The 22,351-nt window shown below is 71.5% G+C and carries 22 protein-coding genes; 8 read left to right on the plus strand and 14 right to left on the minus strand.

What is annotated here, in order from left to right; translation table 11 throughout:
- Nucleotides 1–57 precede the first annotated feature (57 nt).
- From ACSBPH_RS05390 to cysS, 3 genes are all read right to left on the minus strand, one after another.
- Nucleotides 58–699 carry an NAD(P)-dependent oxidoreductase gene (locus ACSBPH_RS05390; RefSeq protein ID WP_442576571.1) on the minus strand — a complete coding sequence of 214 codons (642 nt, stop codon included), beginning with the start codon at nt 697–699 and terminating at the stop codon, nt 58–60.
- A gap of 71 nt (nt 700–770) precedes the next feature.
- Complete coding sequence (rlmB, locus tag ACSBPH_RS05395) at nt 771–1,778, minus strand: 23S rRNA (guanosine(2251)-2'-O)-methyltransferase RlmB (RefSeq protein WP_442576572.1); 1,008 nt, start codon at nt 1,776–1,778, stop codon at nt 771–773.
- Nucleotides 1,778–3,256, minus strand: a complete 1,479-nt coding sequence (cysS, locus tag ACSBPH_RS05400; protein ID WP_442576573.1) for a cysteine--tRNA ligase — start codon at nt 3,254–3,256, stop codon at nt 1,778–1,780. The genes rlmB and cysS overlap by 1 nt, the downstream gene beginning before the upstream one ends.
- 262 nt (nt 3,257–3,518) lie before the next feature.
- On the opposite strand from cysS, the gene ACSBPH_RS05405 reads away from it, so the two are divergent.
- Both ACSBPH_RS05405 and ACSBPH_RS05410 read left to right on the plus strand, forming a co-directional pair.
- Nucleotides 3,519–4,487, plus strand: coding sequence for a DMT family transporter (locus ACSBPH_RS05405; protein WP_442576574.1), 969 nt, complete (start codon nt 3,519–3,521; stop codon nt 4,485–4,487).
- Between the two features lie 144 nt (nt 4,488–4,631).
- A complete protein-coding gene (locus ACSBPH_RS05410) occupies nt 4,632–5,159 on the plus strand; it encodes a GNAT family N-acetyltransferase (RefSeq protein WP_442576575.1) in 528 nt (175 codons plus the stop codon).
- Here ACSBPH_RS05410 and ACSBPH_RS05415 read toward each other — a convergent pair.
- The 4 genes from ACSBPH_RS05415 to ACSBPH_RS05430 all read right to left on the minus strand — a co-directional run bounded on the left by ACSBPH_RS05415 (nt 5,137) and on the right by ACSBPH_RS05430 (nt 9,780).
- A complete protein-coding gene (locus tag ACSBPH_RS05415) occupies nt 5,137–6,264 on the minus strand; it encodes a flavin-containing monooxygenase (protein ID WP_442576576.1) in 1,128 nt (375 codons plus the stop codon). The genes ACSBPH_RS05410 and ACSBPH_RS05415 overlap by 23 nt on opposite strands.
- 79 nt (nt 6,265–6,343) lie before the next feature.
- Nucleotides 6,344–7,981: a LuxR C-terminal-related transcriptional regulator gene (locus ACSBPH_RS05420; RefSeq protein ID WP_442576577.1), complete on the minus strand. Its 1,638-nt coding sequence runs from the start codon at nt 7,979–7,981 to the stop codon at nt 6,344–6,346.
- A 51-nt stretch (nt 7,982–8,032) separates the two neighbouring features.
- Nucleotides 8,033–9,247 (minus strand): 2-C-methyl-D-erythritol 4-phosphate cytidylyltransferase, encoded by a 1,215-nt coding sequence (gene ispD, locus ACSBPH_RS05425; RefSeq protein WP_442576578.1) that lies wholly within the window; start codon nt 9,245–9,247, stop codon nt 8,033–8,035.
- A gap of 50 nt (nt 9,248–9,297) precedes the next feature.
- Nucleotides 9,298–9,780 (minus strand): CarD family transcriptional regulator, encoded by a 483-nt coding sequence (locus ACSBPH_RS05430; RefSeq protein ID WP_133542479.1) that lies wholly within the window; start codon nt 9,778–9,780, stop codon nt 9,298–9,300.
- A gap of 141 nt (nt 9,781–9,921) precedes the next feature.
- Here ACSBPH_RS05430 and ACSBPH_RS05435 point away from each other — a divergent pair, with 141 nt between their 5' ends.
- Nucleotides 9,922–10,389, plus strand: a complete 468-nt coding sequence (locus ACSBPH_RS05435) for a DNA modification methylase (protein ID WP_442576579.1) — start codon at nt 9,922–9,924, stop codon at nt 10,387–10,389.
- Nucleotides 10,390–10,527: 138 nt separating this feature from the next.
- Here the strand turns inward: ACSBPH_RS05435 and ACSBPH_RS05440 are convergent, their stop codons facing one another.
- Nucleotides 10,528–11,211, minus strand: coding sequence for a response regulator (locus ACSBPH_RS05440; RefSeq protein ID WP_442576580.1), 684 nt, complete (start codon nt 11,209–11,211; stop codon nt 10,528–10,530).
- Entirely contained in the window at nt 11,208–12,437 is a 1,230-nt protein-coding gene (locus tag ACSBPH_RS05445) for a sensor histidine kinase (protein WP_442576581.1), read from the minus strand. Before ACSBPH_RS05445 ends, ACSBPH_RS05440 begins: the two co-directional genes overlap by 4 nt.
- A 166-nt stretch (nt 12,438–12,603) precedes the next feature.
- Between ACSBPH_RS05445 and phoU the strand changes: the two genes are divergently transcribed.
- On the plus strand, nt 12,604–13,290 hold the full coding sequence (phoU, locus tag ACSBPH_RS05450; RefSeq protein WP_442576582.1) for a phosphate signaling complex protein PhoU: 687 nt from the start codon (nt 12,604–12,606) through the stop codon (nt 13,288–13,290).
- A 121-nt stretch (nt 13,291–13,411) separates the two neighbouring features.
- Here phoU and ACSBPH_RS05455 read toward each other — a convergent pair whose 3' ends face one another.
- On the minus strand, nt 13,412–14,161 hold the full coding sequence (locus ACSBPH_RS05455) for a phosphoglyceromutase (RefSeq protein ID WP_442576583.1): 750 nt from the start codon (nt 14,159–14,161) through the stop codon (nt 13,412–13,414).
- 52 nt (nt 14,162–14,213) lie between these two features.
- Between ACSBPH_RS05455 and ACSBPH_RS05460 the strand changes: the two genes are divergently transcribed.
- Complete coding sequence (locus ACSBPH_RS05460) at nt 14,214–15,041, plus strand: class I SAM-dependent methyltransferase (RefSeq protein WP_442576584.1); 828 nt, start codon at nt 14,214–14,216, stop codon at nt 15,039–15,041.
- A gap of 51 nt (nt 15,042–15,092) precedes the next feature.
- On the opposite strand, the gene ACSBPH_RS05465 is transcribed toward ACSBPH_RS05460, so the two are convergent.
- The 4 genes from ACSBPH_RS05465 to ACSBPH_RS05480 all read right to left on the minus strand — a co-directional run bounded on the left by ACSBPH_RS05465 (nt 15,093) and on the right by ACSBPH_RS05480 (nt 18,362).
- Complete coding sequence (locus tag ACSBPH_RS05465) at nt 15,093–16,205, minus strand: FUSC family protein (protein WP_442576585.1); 1,113 nt, start codon at nt 16,203–16,205, stop codon at nt 15,093–15,095.
- Nucleotides 16,202–17,305 carry a CAF17-like 4Fe-4S cluster assembly/insertion protein YgfZ gene (gene ygfZ, locus ACSBPH_RS05470; protein WP_442576586.1) on the minus strand — a complete coding sequence of 368 codons (1,104 nt, stop codon included), beginning with the start codon at nt 17,303–17,305 and terminating at the stop codon, nt 16,202–16,204. Before ygfZ ends, ACSBPH_RS05465 begins: the two co-directional genes overlap by 4 nt.
- Nucleotides 17,305–17,901, minus strand: coding sequence for an FABP family protein (locus ACSBPH_RS05475; protein ID WP_442576587.1), 597 nt, complete (start codon nt 17,899–17,901; stop codon nt 17,305–17,307). Before ACSBPH_RS05475 ends, ygfZ begins: the two co-directional genes overlap by 1 nt.
- 170 nt (nt 17,902–18,071) lie before the next feature.
- Entirely contained in the window at nt 18,072–18,362 is a 291-nt protein-coding gene (locus tag ACSBPH_RS05480) for a hypothetical protein (RefSeq protein WP_442576588.1), read from the minus strand.
- Between the two features lie 113 nt (nt 18,363–18,475).
- Between ACSBPH_RS05480 and ACSBPH_RS05485 the strand changes: the two genes are divergently transcribed.
- From ACSBPH_RS05485 to ACSBPH_RS05495, 3 genes are all read left to right on the plus strand, one after another.
- Nucleotides 18,476–19,177, plus strand: a complete 702-nt coding sequence (locus ACSBPH_RS05485; protein WP_442576589.1) for a response regulator transcription factor — start codon at nt 18,476–18,478, stop codon at nt 19,175–19,177.
- A 67-nt stretch (nt 19,178–19,244) separates the two neighbouring features.
- Entirely contained in the window at nt 19,245–21,410 is a 2,166-nt protein-coding gene (locus tag ACSBPH_RS05490; protein ID WP_442576590.1) for an RNA degradosome polyphosphate kinase, read from the plus strand.
- The gene (locus ACSBPH_RS05495; RefSeq protein WP_442576591.1) at nt 21,407–22,345 is read left to right on the plus strand and encodes an NUDIX hydrolase; all 939 of its coding nucleotides are present in this window, start codon (nt 21,407–21,409) and stop codon (nt 22,343–22,345) included. The genes ACSBPH_RS05490 and ACSBPH_RS05495 overlap by 4 nt, the downstream gene beginning before the upstream one ends.
- Nucleotides 22,346–22,351: the final 6 nt, after the last annotated feature.

Here is a 22,351-nt window from a genome sequence, read left to right on the forward strand (position 1 = left end):
ATACGCATGCGACAGCCGTATGAGGCGGATGCCGCGGCATCCCGAACCCTGTCGCCGTCAGTAGCCGACGGTGAAACGCTCGCGGTGGTGCGCGGGCGTCTCGATCTCGTCGATGAACGCGACGGCGAGGTCTTCGCCGGAGATGAACGACACGCCCTCGTCGTCGCGGACGACGACGTCGCCGCCCTTGCGGTAGCTGCCGGTGCGCTCCCCCGGATTGAAGGCGCCGAACGCCTCGGCGGGGTGCACGAAGAACCAGTCGAGCGAGTCCGGCGTCGACTGGAGGCCCTCGAGGATGTCGACGCCCGTCTGCGCCTCGGCCTTGTACTCCTCGGGGAAGTCCAGGTCGATCAGGCGCGCGCCGCCGGGCTCCGAGAGCGAGCCGCCTGCGCCGCCCACGACGCCCAGCCGCGTCCCCGTGCCGGCGAGCTCGCGCGCGAACTGGAGGACGGAGTCGACCGCGACCTCGGCCATGTCGCCGCGCGGTGCGACGGCGACGATCGCCGCGTCGGCGCCCTGCAGCTCGGCGACGAGGCCCGGTGCGTCGACGATCGACCCCTCGATGTAGGTCGCACCCGGGATGCGCTCGGCCGGGATGCTGCGCGAGACCGAGACGACGTCGTGTCCGCGGCGCACCCCCTCGGCCACGATGTGCGAGCCGGCGTAGCCGGTCCCCCCGATGACGGCGATGCGTGCCATGGTCTTCCTTTCGTCGGTGTCTCGAGGTGCAAGGCACGCCCGAGGCGGTTCATTCCCTCGAATGAAGACTGTTACGCGTGGTCGCCCCCGGCGGCGCGCATGGTCGACACCTGGTACAGGGCGACGGATGTCGCGATCCCCGCGTTGAGCGACTCGGTCGACGCCGAGATCGGGATCGACACGACCTGGTCGCACGTCTCGGTGACCAGGCGCGAGAGGCCCTTGCCCTCCGAGCCGACGACGATGATGACGGGACGATCGGCGAGCTGCAGCTCCGGCAGCTGCACATCGCCGCCGCCGTCGAGGCCGAGCACGAAGACGCCCTGCTTCTTGAACTCCTTGAGCGTCGACGTGAGGTTCGGCGCGATCGCGACCGGGATGCGGGCGGCAGCGCCCGCGCTCGTCTTCCACGCGGCGGAGTTGACGCCCGCCGAGCGGCGCTGCGGGATCACGACGCCCTGCCCGCCGAACGCCGCGGTGGAGCGGATGATGGCGCCGAGGTTGCGCGGATCGGTCACGCCGTCCAGAGCCACCAGGAGCGGGGTCTCACCGGTCTCGACGATCTCTTCGAGAAGATCCTGCGGGTGCGCGTAGGTGTACGGCGGCACCTTGAGGGCGACGCCCTGGTGCACGCCGTCGAAGCCCGCCATGCGGTCCAGTTCGGGCCTCGTGACCTCGAGGACGGGGATCTCGCGGTGCGTCGCGATCGACAGCATCTCCTTGACGCGGTCGTCCATCTCGACGCGCTGCGCGATGTAGAGCGCCGTCGCGGGGATCTTCGCGCGCAGGGCCTCGAGCACGGAGTTGCGGCCGGTGACCGTCTCGGTGTCGTCGTCCTGCTTCGAGCGGCCGCCGCGGCCGGAGTTCGACCCCTGCGGTTTGCCTCCCGCGCGACCCTTGCCGCCCGCCGCGGCGTAGCGTTCGGCCGCGGCCTTGCGCTTGCCGGCGGGGTGCCAGGCGCGGTCCTCCGCCTTCGGCGTGGGTCCGCGCCCCTCGAGGGATCGCTTGTTCTTGCCGCCCGAGCCCTTCGTGGGACCCTTGCCGCCCTTGCTCGCGCCGGGGCGCCCTGGCTTAGCCATCAGTTCTCCTTTGCGCGGGCCGCGTCGGCTCCGCTGCGCGTCGCAGGAGTGTCCGCGACACTCCAATGTGTTCCGTCGGGACCGTCTTCGAGGGTGATGCCGGCCGCCGCGATCGCGTCGCGAATGCGGTCGGCCGCTGCCCAGTCCTTCGCGGCGCGGGCCTGCCCGCGCTGCTCGATCATCGTCTGCAGGAGGGCGTCGAGAGCGGAAGCCTCGGGCCCGGGCTCTGCCGAGAGCCACTTCGGATCCTCGGGGTCGACCCCGAGGACCCCGGTCATCACGGCGACCTCGCCGAACGCCCGGAGCACGGCCTCGCGGTCGCCCGCGTCGAGGGCCGTGTTGCCGTCGCGCACGGTCTCGTGCACGACGGCGAGCGCCTGGGGGACGCCGAGATCGTCATCCATCGCCGCCGCGAACCGCTCCGGGACGGATGCCTCGACGCGCTGATCCCCGTCGGCGGCGAGCATCCGCGCCGCGCGGTGCAGGAACGTGCGGATGCGGTCGATCGCCGCCTCCGCCTCGTCGAACGAGGTGGGCGTGATGTCGAGGCTCGACCGGTAGTGCGCGGCGGCCAGCGCATAGCGGACGACGAGCGGGTCGCGCTCGCGCAGCACGTCTTCGGCGAGCACGAAGTTGAACAGCGACTTCGACATCTTCTGCCCGCCGACCGTGACGAGGCCGTTGTGCACCCAGTACCGCGCGAACGGGTCTCCGGCCGCCGTGGACTGCGCGAGCTCGTTCTCGTGATGCGGGAAGCGCAGGTCGAGACCCCCGCCGTGGATGTCGAACTCGGGCCCGAGGTAGCGGCGCGACATCGCCGAGCACTCGATGTGCCACCCGGGTCGCCCCTTGCCCCACGGCGAGTCCCACACGGCCGAGGCAGGCTCGCCGGGCTTCGCGCCCTTCCACAGTGCGAAGTCCCGGGGGTCGCGCTTGCCGCGCGGATCCGCGTCCTGCGCGGGCTCCATCGCGTCGAGCGACTGGTTGGTGAGGCTCCCGTACGAGGGCCACGAGCGCACGTCGAAGTAGACGTCGCCGGCGGCGTCGGGGCCGGCGTCGCTGTCGCTCGCGGGGTAGGCGTGGCCGGCCTCGACGAGGCGCTCGATGAGCTCGAGCATCTGCGGGATCGACGCCGTCGCGCGCGGCTCGTACGTGGGGGGAAGGATGCCGATCGCGGCGTACGCGCGCGAGAACTCGAGCTCCATCCGGTAGGCCAGCGCCCACCACGGCTCGGAGTCGGTGGCGTTGACGAGCACCTTGTCGTCGATGTCGGTGACGTTGCGCACGAAGGTGACGCGCCCATAGCGGTGCGCGAGCCAGCGGCGCAGGATGTCGAAGCTCAGCGCGCCGCGGAGGTGGCCGATGTGCGGGCCCGACTGCACCGTGGGGCCGCAGACGTAGACGGCGACGTTTCCGGGGTCGAGGGGCACGAAGTCGCGCAGCTGCTGCGCCTTGGTGTCGTAGAGCCGGACAGTCACCGCACAAGCTTACCGGCGCCCGTCTGTGCGAACCGGGAGCCCCCGCTCGCCCCTCGTCCCGCGCCCCTCCCCGCCCACCCACCCGCCCAACCACCCCGCCCAACCAGCGGAGGGCCTCACCGCAGCGGAGGGCCGAAGTGACAGCATCCGCCCTCCCCTCCGGCCACACCCTCCCCCCGTTCAAGGGTCAGCGCCGCCCGCAACGTCGGCCCCTCGTCCCGCCCCCTCCGACACCGGGACGCAGAACCGGTGAGAATGAGGCGTGGCCCACGTCCTCGCCGTCCTCGCCGCCGCCGTCCTCTTCGGCACGACCGGCACGTCGCAGGCCCTCGGCCCCGAAGGCACGACGCCCCTCGCCGTCGGCGCGGTGCGCCTCGCGATCGGCGGCACGGGGCTCGCGATCCTCGCCTTCGCCCTGGCCCACCGCCACCGGGTCCGGGCCGAACGGACGGGCGCGGCCGCGCCCACGAGCTTCCGCGCGCTGAGCGGCCGGGGGTCACGGCTGCGCCCCTTCGTGCTGATGGTGGTCACGGGCGTGTGCCTCGTGGTCTACCAGCCGCTGTTCTTCATCGGCACGGAGCGCAACGGCGTCGCAATCGGCACGGTCATCGCGCTCGGTTCCGCGCCGATCATGGCCGGGATCCTGGAGTGGCTCCTCACCCGGCGTGCGCCGAGCGGGGCATGGATGGTCGCGACGGCGCTCGCGACGGTCGGGGTCGCGCTGCTCGGCTTCGGCGGCGAGGCGTCGAGCTCGGGCCACGGCGGGACCGACCTCGCCGGACTTCTCGGATCGCTCGGGGCCGCGGCATCCTTCGCCGTCATCGCCAATGCGCAGCGGCGGCTGCTCGACGAGGGGTGGGATCCGTTCACGGTGGTCGGCGCCATGGGCGCGAGCTCGGCCGTCATCTCGTTCCTCGTGCTGCCGTTCGTGGATCTGTCGTGGCTCGCCACGCCCGCGGGGCTGGCGATGGGGCTCTGGCTCGGGATCGCGACGATCTCGACCGCGTACGTGCTGTTCACGTGGGGGCTGAGCGGCCTCACCGCCGCGACCGCCGCGACCCTCACTCTCGGCGAGCCGCTCACGGCGAGCATCCTCGGCATCACGGTGCTCGACGAGCGGCTGAGCGTCTTGGCGATCCTGGGGCTCGTCGTGCTCGCGGCGGGCCTCGCGCTCCTCGCCTGGGGCTCCCGCGCCCCGCGCGACCCCCGTCCGTTCGCCCTCGAGGGCTGAGCGTCCCCGCCCCGACCCCGTCCGTTCGCCCTCCAGGGCTGACCCCCTCCCGTCGGGCCCGCACCCCGCCCCAACCCCGCGCCTCCCCCACCTCAGCCCGACTCCGGCGCCGCCGCACGCCTCCGCCGCTTCGCGAGACTCACCATGGCGCGCGCCACGCCGACGATCGCGTACATTCGTGAAGTCTCGCGGTCAGGGAGGAAGGAATCGGGGATGGAGATTCGGGTCGACGACCTCAGCGGAGACGCGACGCTGGGCCTGGTCGCACGCCACCTCGACGGCATGCGCGAATACTCTCCGCCCGAGAGCGTCCACGCCCTCGACGCCGAGGCGCTGCGCGACCCCGCCGTCACGTTCTGGTCGGCCTGGATCGACGGCGAGATCGCCGGCATCGGCGCGCTCAAGACCCTCGACGCCGACCGCGGCGAGATCAAGTCGATGCGGGTCGACGACCGCTTCCGCGGCGCCGGAGTCGGTCGCGCCCTGCTCCGGCACATCCTCGCCGAGGCGCGCGAGCGCGGCATGACGAGCCTCTGGCTCGAGACCGGCACGACGCCCGACTTCGCACCGGCCCAGCGCCTCTACGAGAGCGAGGGCTTCCGGTCGTGCGACCCGTTCGACGGATACGCGCACGACCCGTTCTCGCGGTTCATGACGCGACGGCTCGACTGAGAACCGGTTCCGAGGATGCCGCGGCGAAAAGCCGCTGCACGATGTAGTCCGCGTCGACGCCCATCCCCATGAGCGTCGATGAGGCGATCGAATACTGGAACGCCAGGCCGAGGAACGCGAGGTCAGGCACGTTGCGGGCGAGGCCGCGGTACTCGTCGGGTCGACCGGACGCATCGAAGACGCCGTCGATCCGGATCCACCCGAAATCCGGCACCGAGCCCGTGCACCAGACGATGGTCGTGCAGTCCACGACGGTTCCGTCCGACGCGACCGGGCGGCCCGCGGCATCCGTTCCCGTGATCCTGGGCACGCGCGTGATGCCGGCCCGCTCGAGGTCCTTCAGCTTGTTGCGCACGAGGTTCACACCGTGCCCGCGCACCTGGTCGCGCATCGCGCGGCCCTTCGGCGTGTCCACTGTCGTGCGCTGGAGCTTGCGGATGAAGATCCTCGAGAGCAGGTTGCCGAGCGGCGTGTCGATGTCGGGCGGCACCTGTCCGGGGTGCCGGCCGGCGAGAGTCACGGTGTGACCGGCCCGCGCCGCCTCGAGCGCGACATCCGTCCCGGAGTTGCCCGCTCCGACGACGAGCACGGGTCCGGCGGCGAGATCGCCCGGTCCTGCATAGGCGACCGAGTGCAGTTGACGGATGCCGTGGCCCACCTCCTTCGCGAAGTCCGGCGTGACGGGCCTGCGGTGCTGGCCCACCGCGACCACGACGTGATCGGCGAGGAAGACCTCGCCCGCCGCCGTCTCGAGCCGGAAACACCCCTCGGCACGGGTGAGCGAGGCCACCCGGGTGCCGAGGCGCACGGGGAGCGCGAAATGCTCGACGTACCGCTGGAGGTAGTCCCCGTACTGGGTGCCCGTCGGGAAGTCGAAGTACCCCATGTCGAGGCGCAGCCCGGGAAGCTCGGCGAGGCTGCGCGGCGTGAACAGCTTGAGCGACCGGTACCGCTCGCGCCAGGTGTCGCCGATTCGCGGACGCTCGTCGAGGATGACGAAGCGGATGCCGCGGTCTTGAAGCCGCTTGCCCATTCCGAGTCCTGCAGCGCCCCCGCCGACGACGATGGTGTCGATCCGCGTGTCCATGGTGTCTCCCTCGCTCATTTGAGGGAGACGCTAGGCGCACGGCGCGCCCGGATCATCGGCAGAAATGACCAATTCGCCGTCGGTGCCGGCCGGGGGGTCACGCCGTCTCGAGCAGCCCGTGCTCGAAGGCGTAGGCCGTGGCGGCGGATCGGCTCGACAGACGCAGCTTGGCGAGGATGTTGCTCACGTGGCGGGCGACCGTCCGTTCGCTCAGGAAGAGACGCGCGGCGATGTCGCGGTTCGACGAGCCCGTCGCGATGAGCCGGAGCACCTCCAGTTCTCTCCGGCTGAGGCCCGCCGCTGCGGCCGCGGCAGGCACCGAAGCGGCGAGGCGCTCGAGTCTTGCCAGATCGGCCAGCGCTCCGAGGCCCGCGAGGGTCGTGCGTGCCGCGTCGAACTCGAGCTGCGCGGCCTCCTCGTCCCCGAGAGCGCGCGCCGTCCGCGCGAGGAGGACCCGGGTGAGCGCACCGTCGTACGGATCCTCGAGGTCGCGCCAGCCGCTCCACGCGCGGCGGAGAACCGGCTGCGCGAGCTCCGGACGGCGCTGCGCGAGGAGCACGGTCCCGCTCGTGCGATCTGCGAGCGCTGTGAGATACGTCGTGCCGATCGCCTCCGCGAGGTCGCGGAGCTCTCGGTCGGCGTCGGCGGCGACCTCGAGGTCGCCGCCGTCGGTCTCCACCTCCACCTGAGCCGCGAGCAGGTCGGCGCGCCTGCCCGGCGTCGGCGCGGCGCTGAGGGCGCGAGCGATCCCGGCGCGGGCGCTCGCGAGGCGCCCGGTGTCGCGCCGCAACCGTCCGAGTCCCGGCTGAACCTCCCTGCCGAGGGAGGCGGCCTGACGGAAGCCCTCGTCGGCGGCCTGCGTGCGACCCGCGCGCCGATTCAGCTCGGCGAGTTCGTAGAGGGCGTTCTCGAGGGTCGCCGGCCGGCGCTCCCGCGTGGTGACGTCGGCGAGCACTCGAGCCGCCTCGGTCCACTCACCGGCGATCCCCAGCACCGTCGCGCGATGGATGGAGCACTCGCCGCGGAAGATCTGGAGCCCGTGCTGGGCATCGCACCATTCGTTCAGGTCGTGCGTCCAGGCGCTCGCTCGTCCGATGTCCCAGCGGTCCAGGCAGGACGCGATGACGGCGCAGTAGGCGGGGCCGGCCACACGTTCGCCGACGCCGCCATCCGCGATCGAGAGCATCAGCTCGTCCATCAGCGCGAAGCCGCGCTCGAACGAGCCCGCCGTCACGAGCGCTCGGGCCAGGCCCATCGTGGCGAAGACCTCGATGTCGGCCGCTCCCGCCTCGTGAGCGAGCGTCCGTGCGCGCTCGCCGATCTCCACGGCGTCGGCGACACGACCCGCGCCCCATGCCTCCTGCGCCTGACACAGAGCGGCCGTCGCCGCGGCCTCGGTCGCCCCCTCCTCCGAGCGTCGCCGGCACAGCTCCATGACCCGCGACATCCACGCGTGCGCCTTGACGGCCGCACCGCCCTCGCCGAGCATGTAGCCCACCCAGAAGGCGCAGCGGATCGCGGCATCCGTCTCCCCCGCGGTGGCGTACGCGTCGTAGGCGGCAGTCCAGGCGCGCTCGCACTCCGCCATCCGCCCGAGGAACCACGCAGCCGTTCCCAGCTCGTCGAGGCCGTCGGCGGTGGACACGCCCGACGCCTGGAGTTGCCGGAAGCGCGCCGCCCAGTCGGTCGCGACAGGACCTCCGTCCGCCGCGGATCTCGCCTCGACCGTCGGCATGCCGTCAGTATCGTGCCGCCGGCGCCGGGCGGCAAGGAGGCGGACGGTCGACTACGCCGGCACCAGCAGCGCGACGGCGAAGGCCGCGACGCCCTCGCCCGATCCCGTGAAGCCGAGGCCGTCGGTGGTCGTCGCCGAGACGGTGACGGATGCCCCGCCCAACGCCGCCGACAGCGCCGCCTCCGCTTCGGCACGACGAGCGGAGAACCGCGGGCGGTTGGCCTGCACCTGCACCGAGACGTTGCCGATCCGCCAGCCGGCCTCGCCGAGGAGCGCGAGAGTGCGCGCGAGGAAGGCCTCCGCGTGCGCCGCGGCGTACTCCGGCCGATCGGTGCCGAAGTGCGTGCCGATGTCGCCGAGCCCCGCCGCCGACAGCAGCGCGTCGACGATGGCGTGTGCGACGGCGTCGCCGTCGGAGTGCCCCGACAGCGCCGGCTCGCCCGGCCATTCGAGGCCCGCGAGCCACAGCGCGCCGTCGCCTCCGAAGGCGTGCACGTCGGTGCCGAGCCCGACGCGCGGGAGAGCAGGCGCATGCTCGAGACTCGCCTGCCGCGGCGCGATCGGGACGACGAGCCCGCGCGCGCGGTCAAGATCGGCGGGGGTCGTGATCTTGAAGGCGAGGTCGTCTCCGGCGACGGCGGCGACAGGATGCCCCGCCTCGGCCACGAGGGCCGCGTCATCCGTGAACTCCTGCCGCGCCGCGCGGTACGCGGCATCCAGCACATGACGACGGAAGCCCTGCGGCGTCTGCGCGGCCGAGAGCTGCGAACGGTCGACGGCGGCCACGATCTCGCCCGCGTCGACGCGCTTGATCGTGTCGACGACAGGGAGGACGGGGATCGCGCCGTCGGCACCGTCATCGATGGCACGGATGACGCGCTCGAACACCTCGGGAGGAGTCAGCGCCCGCGCGGCGTCGTGCACGAGCACGATGTCGACGTCGGGCCAGACACCGCGGAGCCCGGCCTGCACCGAGGCCTGCCGCGAGGCACCTCCGCGCACGACGGAGACGAGGTCGCGGCGGGCGCCGGCGGACTCGAGCGCCTCGGTGAGGGCGTCGCCCTCGCGTCCCTCGGGCGCGACGATGACGACCTGGGCCTCGGGGGCGGCGAAGACGCCTCGCAATGCGTGGCGCAGGATCGTGTGCTCGTCGATGCCGACGAACGCCTTCGGCGAACCGCCGCCGAGACGCGTTCCCGAGCCTGCGGCGACGACGATCACCGCCGCGCGGGGAACGGGCGTGATCGGAGGGATGTCGGGGGTCACGGCCCCCACGCTACCGGCCGAGCTCAGCGACTGAACTCAGCGGCGACGCGTCAGGACGCGAGAACCTCATCGAGGACGACGCTCGCCTGCTCTTCGTCGGTCTTCTCGGCGAGCGCGAGCTCGGAGATGAGGATCTGACGGGCCTTCGCGAGCATGCGCTTCTCGCCGGCCGAGAGGCCGCGGTCCTGGTCACGGCGCCACAGGTCGCGGACGACCTCGCTCACCTTGATGACGTCGCCCGAAGCCAGCTTCTCGAGGTTGGCCTTGTAGCGACGCGACCAGTTGGTCGGCTCTTCGGTGAAGGGTGCGCGGAGCACCTCGAAGACGCGCTCGAGACCCTCCTTGCCGATCACATCGCGGACGCCGACGAGATCGACGTTGTCGGCCGGGACCTCGATCGTGAGATCGCCCTGTGTGACTCGAAGCTTGAGGTAGACCTTCTCTTCGCCCTTGATGACGCGGGTCTTCACTTCTGCGATCGTCGCCGCCCCGTGGTGCGGGTAAACGACCGTCTCGCCAACCTCAAAAAGCATGCAGTTATGTCCTTTCGGCAACCTCCAGGATACCACAGGCGACATACGCTAAGGTTCGCCGCCCACCCCGCGCCCTCTCCGCGGACGAGGCGGCGAACCCCTAGACTGCAAGGGAAGTCGTCATCCGCACCAGGAGGATCCGTGAAATCGCGCCTTATCGCGTCCCTCGCTCTCGGCGCCCTCGTCCTCTTCGGGACGACCGGCTGCGCCATGCTGTCGACGCAGGCCACGACGCTGCCCTACTCCCCCGCCGACGGAGTGAACGTGCCCGACTCCGGTCCGGTGCTCGTGCGCAATGCGCTGTTCGTCACCGACGAGAGCGGCAAGGACGCGAACTTCATCGCGGCGATCATCAACGACACCGAAGACAGCCAGACGCTGCACATCGAGATCGGCGAGAAGTCGCCCATCAAGAAGACCGTGCGCGTTCCCGCCAACACCACGGTCAGCCTGGGTGTCACCGACGACCCGCTCCTCGTCGAGGGGCTCGACGTCGAGGCCGGCGCCGATGTCATGGTCTACTTCCAGTCCGGCGACGCCGAGGGCGTGCAGATCGCGGTGCCGGTGCTCAACGGAGCGCTGGACTACCTCGCTCCCTTCGTGCCCTGAGCCCGGCTCAGCAGCCCTGACGCGCTCGCGCGCGCTGTATCGCCTCGGCGAAGCACCGCCACGACCGTCCACTGACGCGACGAAGAAGGCCCCCCGGCGCTGAGCGCCCGGGGGCCTTCCCGCGTCCCGACGGGACGATCAGCCTTCGAAGCGGTAGCCGAGGCCGCGCACCGTGACGAGCATGGTCGGCTCGCTCGGGTTCTCCTCGATCCGGGAGCGGATCCTCTTGATGTGCACGTCGAGCGTCTTGGTGTCGCCGAAGTAGTCGGTGCCCCAGACCCGGTCGATGAGCTGCCCGCGCGTGAGCACGCGGCCTGCGTTGCGCATCAGCACCTCGAGGAGCTCGAATTCCTTGAGCGGCATGCTGATCTCGGAGCCGTTCACCGAGACCGTGTGGCGGTCGATGTCGAGCGTGACCCGGCCGCCGGTGAGCACGCGCTCGTCGAGGTCGGCCTCGTTCGACGCGAGACGGCGCAGCACGGCCCGCATGCGAGCGAGGAGCTCCCGCGCCGAGTAGGGCTTGGTGACGTAGTCGTCCGCTCCGAGCTCGAGCCCCACGACGATGTCGACCTCGGAGTCCTTGGCGGTCAGCATGATGATGGGCACCGCCGAGGTGGCGCGCAGCTGGCGGCACACCTCGGTCCCCGGCATCCCGGGCAGCATGAGGTCGAGGAGGACGATGTCGGCGCCGCGCTCACGGAAGGCCGTGAGCGCCGCGGGGCCGTCTTCGGCGATCTCGACCTCGTACCCCTCGCGGCGCAGGAGGTAGGCGAGGGGGTCGGCGAGGTCGGGCTCGTCCTCGACGATCAGGACGCGGCTCATGCGGTTTCTCCGTTCACGGGGGCAGGGGCTGCGGGCGTCGGACGCGTCACCGCGGCCGTGGCTCGACTCTTCTTACGCTTCTTGCGGGGCGGCTCGGCGTCCGGCGCCTCGACGAGGGGTAGACGGATGGTGAAGGTCGACCCCCGGCCGGGGCGCGACCACAGGGTCACCTCGCCGCCATGGCGCTGCACGGCGTGCTTGACGATCGCGAGACCCAGCCCCGTGCCGCCGGTGCGCCGCGATCGGGCCTGGTCGGCACGGTAGAAGCGCTCGAAGACGCGGTCCTGCTCCCCCTCGGCGATGCCGATCCCGCGGTCGGTCACGGCGATCTCGACGACATCGTCGACGGCCTTGACGCCGACGCCGACGCTCGACCCGCTCGGGGAGTACAAGACGGCGTTGGCGATGAGGTTGCCGACCGCCTCGCTGAGGATCTGCGGATCGCCGCGCACCCACAGCCCGCGCGCTCCCCCGCGGACGACCGAGACACCGGCCGAGTCGGCCTGGATGGCGTGGGCTTCGACGGCCGACGCGACGATCTCGTCGACGGCGACGTCGCGCTCCTCGCTCAGCTCGTCGGCGGCCTGGAGTCGCGAGAGGTTCATGATGCGCGACGTGAGCGAGGCGAGCCGGGCTGCCTCGGCGGTCAGCCGGGCCGCGAAGATGCGCACCTGATCGGGGTCGTCGGCGGCCGATTCAATGGCCTCGGAGAGGAGGCTCACGGCGCCGACCGGCGTCTTCAGCTCGTGGCTCGTGTTGGCGACGAAGTCGCGGCGCATCTGCTCGACGCGCTCCTTCTCGGTGATGTCGCGGAGCACGAGGAAGGTCAGGCGAGCCGAGATCCGCGTCGCGCGCACGACGACCCGACGCGGCTCGGCCGGCGGGGCTCCGCGGCGCAGGCGCATCGTCTCGGTCGCGGCCACTTCGCCCGTGCGCGCGCTCCGCGCGAGACTCTTGAGCTCCTCGCTCGGCAGCACCGTGCCGACGACGAGACCGAACGGCGCGGCGGGCGGCGAGCTCGCGAGGATCGTCGAGGACGTGTCGACCACGACGGCCGCGTCATCCATGCCGCTCAGCACTTCGGCGACCCCGTCGGGGATCTCCAGACTCGCCTGGGCGTCGACCCGGTCGCGGGCGCGCAGCGCGGCGAAGATGATCGTCGACACGAGGCCCCCGATCGCCGCCCCCAGGATCAGGGCGAGCAGCGCGAGCTGCGTCGAATGCATGCGTCCAGGTTACGGGTCGGTGCTCGCGCCACCAGGCCGTGCGCGGCCCCTCGCGGGCGGCCGCCGACTACTATTCACTCTCGTGGCACTGTTCGTTAACCTTCGCTGACGAAAATCGCGAGGGTCGCGACACGAGTACGTGCCGCGAAGACGAAAGGTGTCGCGAATGCGCGAAGTGTTCCATCAGTCGCTCGAGGACGTCCAGGATCGGCTCGTCGAGATCGCCGAGCTCGTCACGACCGCGATGGAGAAGGCGACGCGCGCGTTCGGGACGAGCGACGTCGCCCTCGCGGAGGAAGTCATCGAGGCCGACCTCGTCATCGACGAGAAGGCGCTCGCCCTCGACGAGCAGGCGATCGAGATCCTCGCCCGCCAGCAGCCCGTCGCGCGCGATCTGCGCATCGTCGTGAGCGCCCTGCGCATCAGCGCGTCGCTCGAGCGCATGGGCGACATCGCCGAGCACATCGCCCAGCTCACCCGCATGCGCTTCCCCGAGCGAGCCATCCCGAAGGGCCTGAAGAGCACCTTCACCCGCATGGGTCAGCTCGACGTCGAGGTCGCCCGCAAGCTCACCGAGCTGCTGCGCACGCAGGAGCTCGCGCTCGCGGAAGAGATCCGCAACGACGACGACAAGATCGACGAGCTGCACATCTCGGTCTTCGAGAAGGTGCTCTCCGACACCTGGCAGGGCGAGACGGCGGCGACGGTCGACGCGACCCTCGCGAGCCGCTACCACGAGCGCTTCGCCGACCACGCCGTGTCGATCTCGAAGAAGGTCACCTACCTCGCGACGGGCGACTGGTCGGCCGAGCCGGACGACACGTTCATCGGCGGCGCGACGGCCTCGGTCTGACCGACCCGCCGCACGCCGACCGCCTGACGCCGGGCCCCGCCCGTCACGCCGGGCCCCAGTACACAGAAGAAGAGCGGATGCCGCAGCACGCGGCATCCGCTCTTCTCTCACTGTCTCGGGGTCAGCCCTTGCCCTGGTTCGCGACGGCGGCGGCGCCCGCGGCCGCGGCCTCGGGGTCGAGGTACTCGCCGGGTCCTGCCGGCGTGAACTCCTCGTTCAGGCGGTAGACGAGGGGGATCCCCGTCGGGATGTTGAGCTCGGCGATGTCGGCGTCGCTGATGTGGTCGAGGTGCTTCACGAGACCGCGCAGCGAGTTGCCGTGGGCGGTGACGAGCACCGTCTTGCCGGACGCGAGATCGGGCTTGATCGCGCTCTCCCAGTAGGGCAGGAACCGGTCGATGACGAGCTTGAGCGACTCGGTGCGGGGCACCTCGCCGTCGATGTCGGCGTAGCGGGGGTCGCCGACCTGGCTCCACTCCGAGTCGTCCGGCAGGGCGGGCGGCGGCACGTCGAACGATCGGCGCCACAGCATGAACTGCTCCTGGCCGAACTCCTCGAGGGTCTGCGCCTTGTCCTTGCCCTGCAGCGCCCCGTAGTGGCGCTCGTTGAGACGCCACGAGCGCTTGACCGGGATCCACGCGCGGTCGGCGGCGTCGAGGGCGATGTTGGCCGTCTGGATCGCGCGGGTCAGGACGGACGTGTGAAGGATGTCGGGGAGCAGCCCCGCCTCGGCGAGGAGCTCGCCGCCGCGCTGGGCTTCGGCCTTCCCCTGTTCGGAGAGCCGGACGTCGACCCATCCCGTGAAGAGGTTGAGCTTGTTCCACTCGCTCTGGCCGTGGCGCAGCAGGATCAGGGTGTAGGGCGCGGTCATGCCGCCATGATACCGAGGGCGGGCGCCCTCCCCCGCCTGGCATCATGGGCTCATGGCGACCGGCCGATCCCCCGTGGGACAGGTGACGCGGGGCACGACGGGCACCAACCGCCTGCGCCGCGTCGACCGCTGGATCGCGCGGCATCCGTCCCTCCGTCGCGCCGCGGACCCGCTCGTGATCGACCTCGGCTACGGGGCGAGCGCCGTCACGGCGCTCGAGCTGCACGCCCGACTCGCGCGCACGCGGCCCGACGTCGAAGTGGTCGGACTCGAGATCGAGCCGGCGCGCGTCGCACGCGCGAAGGAGCAGCTCGCGCTCGTGCGAGCGGGAGGCTCGTCGTTCGCGGCCGACGCGCGGGTCTCGTTCGCCCTGGGAGGGTTCGAAGTCCCGACCCCGGGCGCCCGGAGGCCCGCGGTCATCCGGGCGATGAACGTCCTCCGGCAGTACCGCGAGGACGAGGTCGCCGACGCGTGGTCGCGCATGTGCGGCCGTCTCGCGCCGGGCGGGCTCCTCGTCGAGGGGACGTGCGACGAGATCGGCCGCATCGTCACGTGGGTCGCGGTCGGCGCCGATGCCGCGCCGCAGACGCTCACGATCTCGCTGCGCCTGGCTGGCCTGCAGCATCCGTCGATCGCGGCCGAACGGCTGCCCAAGGCGCTCATCCACCGGAACGTCCCCGGCGAGCGGGTGCACGCCCTCCTCGCGGCGCTCGACGACGAGTGGCTGCGCGCCGCCTCGGTCGCGCCGTTCGGACCTGTCCACCGCTGGCAGACGGCGCTCGGCGCTCTGCAGGCGGCGGGGTGGCCGCTGCAGGCTCGGTCGCGCTGGCGGCTCGGCGAGGTCACCCTGCCCTGGGACGCCGTCGCCCCCGCGCAGTAGCAGCCGCGGCACCCACCAAGCGACGCGCCGCAGCCGCGGCATCCGCCCGGATCAGATCCGCGGCACCGCCTGCCGCGCCTCGGCGGGCGGCATCCCCGTCGCCGTCAGCAGGTCCACCACGAGAGGGCGGAGCGCGCCGACCAGGTTCTGCTCGCCGAGGGTCGCGCCGGGCACGGCCGTCCGCGGGTCGAGGCGCACCGCGACGGCGAGCACCGCCTCGCGCGCCGCGGGCTCGAGCGACAGATCCTCGAGCGAAGACGCGACGATCGCCGCGCCGCGCGCGATCTCGGCGAGGAGATCGGCGATGACGGGACGCGGCATCCCGTCGTCGCACAGGTAGACCACGCGTCGCGCGATGACGCGCAGATTGCGCACCGCGAGGTCCATCGAGGCGCGCATGCGCTCGTGGCGCTGGAGCTCCGAGCGCCGGCGCCGGAGGAACGGCGAGATGCGGGCGATCGCCCGTCCCGATTCGAGCGACGTGCGCCAGTCCTCGACGACGGGCGTCAGCGCGCGGGCCTTCTCGAGCGCGCGCTCCGCGCGGAACCGGTCGCCGCGGCGCAGCGCCTGGATCATGGCCGAGAACGCCCCGTCGTACCCCGTGAAGAGGCGATGTGCGTCGCGGAGCTCGGCGCGGGCGGGGTTGCGCGGGATGAGGGCCGTCACGAGCAGCGCCGCGGCTCCGCCGACGAGCCCGTCGACGAGCCGCAGGAACGGCACGGGCGAGGGGATCACCATCACGATGAGCGACTGGATCGCGGCCGCGATCGCGAACCCGGGCTGCCCCGAGAGGAAGCGCGCCACGGCGAGGGTGACGCCGAGGGCGAGCGCGATCTGCCACCAGCCGGTGCCCGCGACGAGGAAGAGCAGTTCCGCCACGATGATGCCGACGAGCATCCCGAGCACCGTCTCGGCGACCTGCCGGGGCCGCGCGTCGCGCCAGAGGCCGAGGCTGCCGACCGTGACGGTGGCCGCCAGGAGCGGTGCCGGATGCCCCAGCACGTAGTGGGAGAAGGCGTAGGCGCCCGTCGCGGCGACGACGATCTGCAGGATCGCGGTCGACGATCCGGCCACGCGGTCGAGCCCCGGCCGGGGATCGATGCGCCGTCGCCAGCCCGTCGGGACCGCCTGCGTGACGGGTGAGCCGGCGGGGCTCGTGCTCACTGGACCTGCGGGCGCCGGGACAGCCGCGTGAGACGAGGGACGGATGCCGTGGCCCCGGCCTCGGGCGGGACGATGACCTCCTGCGCCGCGGCCACCCGCGCGTCGTCGGCATCGACCGTGAGCGTCGCGTCGACGGGGGTCGTGCGGCGGACGAGCGCGAGGGCGATCGGCCCGTCTTCGTGGTGGCGGGCCGCCGACGTCACGGCGCCGACGACATCGTCGCCGAGGCGGACGGCGGCGCCCGGCGCGGGAAGAGCGCCCTCGCTCCCGTCGAGGTCGAGCGCGACGAGGCGGCGCGGCGGGTGACCGAGGTTGTGCACCTTCGCGACGGTCTCCTGGCCGCGGTAGCAGCCCTTCTCGAGATGCACCGCGGTGCGCAGCCAATCGAGCTCGTGCGGGAGGGCCTTCTCGTCGACCTCGCGCGACCAGCGCGGGCGCCAGGCTGCGACGCGCAGCGCGTCTGCCGCCACGAGGCCGGCGAGCGCGAGCTCGCCGCGGGACGCGGCATCCGCGATCCTCTCCTCTTCGCTGCGGGAGACGAGCGCTTCCGCCCAGTCGCGCACGGCGGCGGGGTGCGGATCGACGACGGAGTACGCCCAGCCGCCGACGCCGATGCCCGGCCACGGGTCGTGCCAGACGAGCGGCACCCCGCCGGGGGCGGCGACGTCGAGCTTCTCGACCGCCGCGCGGGTGCCGCCGACGACCGCGAACTCGTCGCTCGCATCGCGCGGGGCGACGCGCAGCCGGAAGCGCATGCGCAGGAGCCAGCCGAGGAGACCCTCGGCGTCGCCGGCGTCGACGATGAGCCACGTGGTCTCGCCGTCGTCGATGACGGATGCCGCGTGCTCGATGTGACCCTTCGGGTCGAGGACGAGCAGCTCGGTGCTCTCGCCCGGCGCCAGGTGCGTGAGCGCCTGCGACGCCAGCGAGTCGAGCCACGACAGCCGGTCATCACCCGAGACGGCGAGCACCCGGCGATCGCCGAGCGGCGCGACGGCGGTGCCCGCCGCGAGCGCGCGCTGCTCGACGTGCGGGTTGCCGACGTGCTGGAGGCCCGTCTCGTCGAGGACGGCGCCGGGGACGCGTGCGAAGCGCGTCATCATTCCGCCCGCGCGAGTCGCGCCGAGGCGTGCGAGGCCAGTTCGCCGCCGAGGGCCGCGATGTCCCACGCCCACAGCAGGTGGCCCTCCACGAGCCCGTACATGCGGGTCGCGGCGGCGTACGGCTTCGCGCCGGCCGTGCGGATCACGGCGTCGGTCGCGATGTCGATGCGCGGTCCGCGGACCTGTCCGAGGTAGAGCTCGCTCACGCCGTCGGAGTGCACGATCGACGCCTCGATGTCGAAGCCGCCCTCGTCGTTGCGCAGAGACTCGACGTCGTCGACGGTGCGGGTCGCGGGCGGCGCCGTGGCGGGGAGGAGGCCGGGGCCGGCATCGGCGTCCTCGGCGGGACGCGAGAGGCGCCAGTAGCCGATCTCGGAGACGAGCGGCGTGCTCGCGTCGCCGAGCAGCCACGCGCTCGCGGAGTAGTTGAGGAACGGGCCCCCGTCATGGCTGAAGCTCACGCGATGCGCGAACTCGCCTTCGAAGTGACGATCGGATGCCTCGTAGTCGATGACGCCGGTGCCCTCCCACACGCCCAGCAGCCACGAGAGCGGCGCGAGGTCGGCGGGAAGGTCGGTCGGCAGCTCGATCACGGCGCCGCCTGTCAGCGCTGGCCGCGATACAGGTTCTTCACCACGACGCCCGAGACGAAGACGATCGCGAGCGACGCGAGAGCGAGCAGGCCCACGAAGAACAGTTCGAGCGCGACGAGATCCATGGGATCGAGTCTAATCCGGATTCCCGCGGCCGCGCCGAGGCGCCGTCAGCGGACGACGATCGATGCGAGTCCGAAGCCGAGGCTGATGATGCCCATGACCAGCAGCGCGCCGAGCACGCTGATGCCGACGCGCTGGATGTAACCCTGCGAGCGCCCGTAGGCCAGCTGCACGACGAAGGCGAGGGTGAGGCATCCGCCCATCCCCACGACGAGCCACGCGGCACGCCACTCCGCGGGCACGAACAGCCCGATCGCGAGGCCGGTCAGGGCCGCCGCGACCCACACGGAGATGACGCCACCTGTGGCGCGGCGCGGAGCAAGGGCGGGTCCTGCCATGCCTCCATTCTGCCTGGGCGCCGCGCCCCGCGCATCGCCCCGGCACGACGCGTCGCGCGAGCAGACCCTAAACTGAGGTGTCACGCCGCGACCCCGCGCCGGGAGGTTCCCCTTTGGCACAGCTCCTCGTACTGAGTTCCGCACACGGAGGAGGCCCCGTCCTGCCCTCTCTCGAGCTGCTCAGCCACCGGGTGCGCCAGATCCCCGCGGAGCCGGCACAGCTGGTGAACGCGCCGAGCGCCGACGTCATCTTCGTCGATGCGCGCATCGATCTCGTGGGAGCGAAGTCCCTCTGCAAGATCCTCAACACGACGGGTCTCGACGCGCCGCTGATCCTCGTCGTGACCGAAGGCGGACTCACCGCGGTGTCGACCGACTGGGGCATCGACGACGTCATCCTTCTGACGGCGGGCCCCGCCGAGGTCGACGCGCGCGTGCGCCTCGCGATCGGCCGGCAGACGGCCGAGCAGGTCTCGACGCGCATCCAGACGTCGGGCATCACGATCGACGAGTCCTCGTACTCCGCCAAGGTGCACGGCAAGCCGCTCGACCTGACCTACAAGGAGTTCCAGCTGCTGCACTTCTTCGCGACGCACCCGTCGCGCGTCTTCACGCGCGAGCAGCTGCTGAGCGAGGTGTGGGGCTACGACTACTTCGGCGGCACGCGCACGGTGGACGTGCACGTCCGGCGCCTGCGCGCGAAGCTCGGCGATCTCGAACAGCTGATCGGCACGGTGCGCAACGTCGGCTACCGCTTCAACGTCTACGAGGACGACCAGCTGCCCGCACCGTCGTCGAGCCGCTCGCCGGCGTAGCCGAGGCATCCGTCACCATCGTGACCGAGTTCACACACTCGTCACCGTGCCCTGCAATGATGAGTGGATGATCGAACACGAGGTGCTCGACTCCGGTCTGGGTGACGCCGACGACGATGACTTCGAGCTCTCCGAGAGCTTCGACTCGCAGCTGCCCGAGCATCGCTATCTCGACCGCGAGGTGAGCTGGCTCGCCTTCAATCAGCGCGTGCTCGAGCTCGCGGAGGATCCGCGGCTGCCCGCCCTCGAACGCGCGAACTTCCTCGCGATCTTCGCGAGCAACCTCGACGAGTTCTTCATGGTGCGGGTCGCAGGGCTCAAACGCCGCATCCTCACGGGGCTCGCGGTGCCCACCAACGTCGGGCGCGCAGCGCAGGACGTGCTCTCCGACATCTCGGCTGAGGCGCACACGCTGCAGGTGCGCCACGCCGCGGTGTGGACGAACGAGGTCATGCCGGCGCTGGCCGAAGCGGGCATCCAGATCCTCCGGTGGGACGACCTGAGCGGCGACGAGCGCGCCACGCTGTACGACTACTTCCAGGCCCAGGTGTTCCCGGTGCTCATGCCCCTCGCGGTCGACCCGGCGCACCCCTTCCCCTACATCTCCGGCCTCTCGCTCAACCTCGCGATCCGCATCCGCAACGCCCGCACCGGACGCCAGGAGTTCGCGCGCCTCAAGGTGCCGCCGATGCTCCCCCGCTTCGTCGAGGTCTCGCGCGAGGGCGATTCGGTGCGCTACCTGCCCCTGGAGTACCTCATCTCGAACAATCTGGGAGACCTCTTCCCGGGCATGGAGATCCTCGACCACCACACCTTCCGCCTCACCCGCAACGAAGACATGGTGATCGAGGAGGACGAGACCGAGAACCTCATCCAGGCTCTCGAGGCCGAGCTCCTGCGGCGTCGGTTCGGCCCGCCGATCCGGCTCGAGGTCACCGAGGACATGGACGACCTCACCCTCGACCTCCTGATCAAGGAGCTCGACATCACCGACCAGGAGGTCTACCGCCTCCCCGGGCCGCTCGACCTGCGGGGCCTGTTCGACCTCGCGCGCATCGACCGTCCCGACCTGCGGTACAAGCCGCACGTGCCGACGACGGCGACCGCGTTCCAGCCGGGCGACAACAACGAGCGCCCCGACATCTTCGCGTCGATCCGCAAGGGCGACGTGCTCGTGCACCACCCGTACGAGTCGTTCGCGACGAGCGTGCAGGCCTTCCTCGAGCAGGCCGCGAAAGACCCGCACGTGCTCGCCATCAAGCAGACGCTGTACCGCACGTCGGGCGACAGCCCCATCGTGCAGGCGCTCATCGACGCCGCCGAGGCCGGCAAGCAGGTGCTCGCGCTCGTCGAGATCAAGGCCCGCTTCGACGAGGCGAACAACATCGTGTGGGCGCGCAAGCTCGAGAAGGCGGGCGTGCACGTCGTCTACGGCCTCGTCGGGCTCAAGACGCACTGCAAGCTCGCTCTCGTCATCCGGCAGGAGGGCGGCGTGCTGCGCAGCTACAGCCACGTCGGAACGGGCAACTACAACCCCAAGACGAGCCGGATCTACGAGGACTTCGGCCTCTTCACGATCGACGACCAGGTCGGCCGCGACCTCACGCGCCTGTTCAACGAGCTGAGCGGCTACGCGATCGAGAAGAAGTTCAAGCGGCTTCTCGTCGCCCCGCTGCACCTGCGCAAGGGACTCCTGCGCCAGATCGACCGCGAGCGGCACAACGCGCTCGAGGGCAAGCCCGCGCACATCCGCATCAAGGTCAACTCGATGGTCGACGAGCAGATCATCGATGCGCTGTACCGCGCGAGTCAGGCGGGCGTGCCCGTCGAGATCTGGGTGCGGGGCATCTGTTCGCTCAAGCCCGGTGTCCCGGGGATGAGCGAGAACATCACGGTCCGCAGCATCCTGGGCCGATACCTCGAGCACTCGCGCATCTTCGCCTTCCACAACAACGGCGATCCGCAGGTGTTCATCGGCAGCGCCGACATGATGCACCGAAACCTCGACCGCCGCGTCGAGGCGCTCGTGCGCGTGGTGAGCCCCGCGCACATCAAGGAGCTCCTCGACCTCTTCGCGCTCGCGATGGCCGACACGACGAGCTCGTGGTGGCTCGGCCCCGAGGGCGAGTGGACGCGTCACAGCCTCGACGCCGAGGGCAGGCCGCTCGTCGACATGCAGGACAAGACGATGAGCAATGTGCAGCGCCGCCGGCGCGCACGGGCGGTGCGATGACCGACACCGCCGTCTACGCTGCGGGCGGTGTCGTGTGGCGCCTGGTGGACGGAAAGCTCACGGTGCTGCTCATCCACCGCACGGCCTATCGCGACGTCACGCTGCCAAAGGGCAAGGTCGACCCCGGCGAGACGCTCGCCGAGACCGCGGCGCGCGAGATCTTCGAAGAGACCGGGATCCGCGTGAGCCTCGGCGTCCCCGTGGGCGTATCGCGGTATCAGATGCCCAACAAGCGGCAGAAGATCGTGCACTACTGGTCGGCCGAGGCGACGGAGGCCGCGATCCGCGCCTCGGCCTTCGTGCCGAACCGCGAGATCGCCGCGATCGAGTGGGTCACGCCGAAGAAGGCGCTCAAGCGCCTGAGCTACCCCGTCGACGTCGAGATCCTCGAGAACTTCCTCCAGTTCGTCGACGACGGCGTGCTCGCGACCTTCCCCCTCATCGTGCTGCGGCACGCGAAGGCCGTTCCCCGTGAGGAGTGGAAGGGGAAGGATGCCGCGCGCCCGCTGTCGCCGCGCGGGCGCCGCCAGGCGAACGCCGTCGTGGGCCAGCTGATCGCCTTCGGTCCGCGCAAGATCGTGTCGTCGCCGGCGGTCCGCTGTCTGAAGACCGTCATCCCCCTCTCAGCGGCGCTCGGCCGGCGGATCGAGGAGACGAAGCTCATCAGCCAGGATGCGTGGGAGGAGGGCGCCTCGGACGCCCGGCGCATCATCGGCGAGCGCGTGCGGTCGCGAAAGCCCGCCGTGCTGTGCAGCCACGGGCCGGTGCTGCCCGAGATCCTGACCGAGATCGCCCTGGCGACCGGGACGCTGCGCGGCTCGTACCTCGGCAGCGCGTCGGCGCTCGACGCCGGCGCGTTCTCGGTCGTGCACCTCTCGGCGACGAACCCCGGCTCGGGGATCGTCGCGATCGAGACGCACGAACCCAAAGTCTGAGCCGAC

It is taken from the genome of Microbacterium sp. F51-2R, from assembly GCF_052180235.1.
Taxonomy (GTDB): Bacteria; Actinomycetota; Actinomycetes; order Actinomycetales; family Microbacteriaceae; genus Microbacterium.

Coding starts and splice junctions, on each gene's coding strand:
- ygfZ (WP_442576586.1), bottom strand. CDS start 17,305: ATGACGCGCTTCGCACGCGTCCCCGGCGCCGTCCTCGACGAGACGGGC.
- ACSBPH_RS05495 (WP_442576591.1), top strand. CDS start 21,407: ATGACCGACACCGCCGTCTACGCTGCGGGCGGTGTCGTGTGGCGCCTG.
- ACSBPH_RS05420 (WP_442576577.1), bottom strand. CDS start 7,981: ATGCCGACGGTCGAGGCGAGATCCGCGGCGGACGGAGGTCCTGTCGCG.
- ACSBPH_RS05440 (WP_442576580.1), bottom strand. CDS start 11,211: ATGAGCCGCGTCCTGATCGTCGAGGACGAGCCCGACCTCGCCGACCCC.
- ACSBPH_RS05455 (WP_442576583.1), bottom strand. CDS start 14,161: ATGACCGCGCCCTACACCCTGATCCTGCTGCGCCACGGCCAGAGCGAG.
- ACSBPH_RS05490 (WP_442576590.1), top strand. CDS start 19,245: ATGATCGAACACGAGGTGCTCGACTCCGGTCTGGGTGACGCCGACGAC.
- ACSBPH_RS05445 (WP_442576581.1), bottom strand. CDS start 12,437: ATGCATTCGACGCAGCTCGCGCTGCTCGCCCTGATCCTGGGGGCGGCG.
- ACSBPH_RS05480 (WP_442576588.1), bottom strand. CDS start 18,362: ATGGCAGGACCCGCCCTTGCTCCGCGCCGCGCCACAGGTGGCGTCATC.
- ACSBPH_RS05430 (WP_133542479.1), bottom strand. CDS start 9,780: ATGCTTTTTGAGGTTGGCGAGACGGTCGTTTACCCGCACCACGGGGCG.
- phoU (WP_442576582.1), top strand. CDS start 12,604: ATGCGCGAAGTGTTCCATCAGTCGCTCGAGGACGTCCAGGATCGGCTC.
- rlmB (WP_442576572.1), bottom strand. CDS start 1,778: ATGGCTAAGCCAGGGCGCCCCGGCGCGAGCAAGGGCGGCAAGGGTCCC.
- ACSBPH_RS05390 (WP_442576571.1), bottom strand. CDS start 699: ATGGCACGCATCGCCGTCATCGGGGGGACCGGCTACGCCGGCTCGCAC.
- ACSBPH_RS05410 (WP_442576575.1), top strand. CDS start 4,632: ATGGCGCGCGCCACGCCGACGATCGCGTACATTCGTGAAGTCTCGCGG.
- ACSBPH_RS05415 (WP_442576576.1), bottom strand. CDS start 6,264: ATGAGCGAGGGAGACACCATGGACACGCGGATCGACACCATCGTCGTC.
- ACSBPH_RS05460 (WP_442576584.1), top strand. CDS start 14,214: ATGGCGACCGGCCGATCCCCCGTGGGACAGGTGACGCGGGGCACGACG.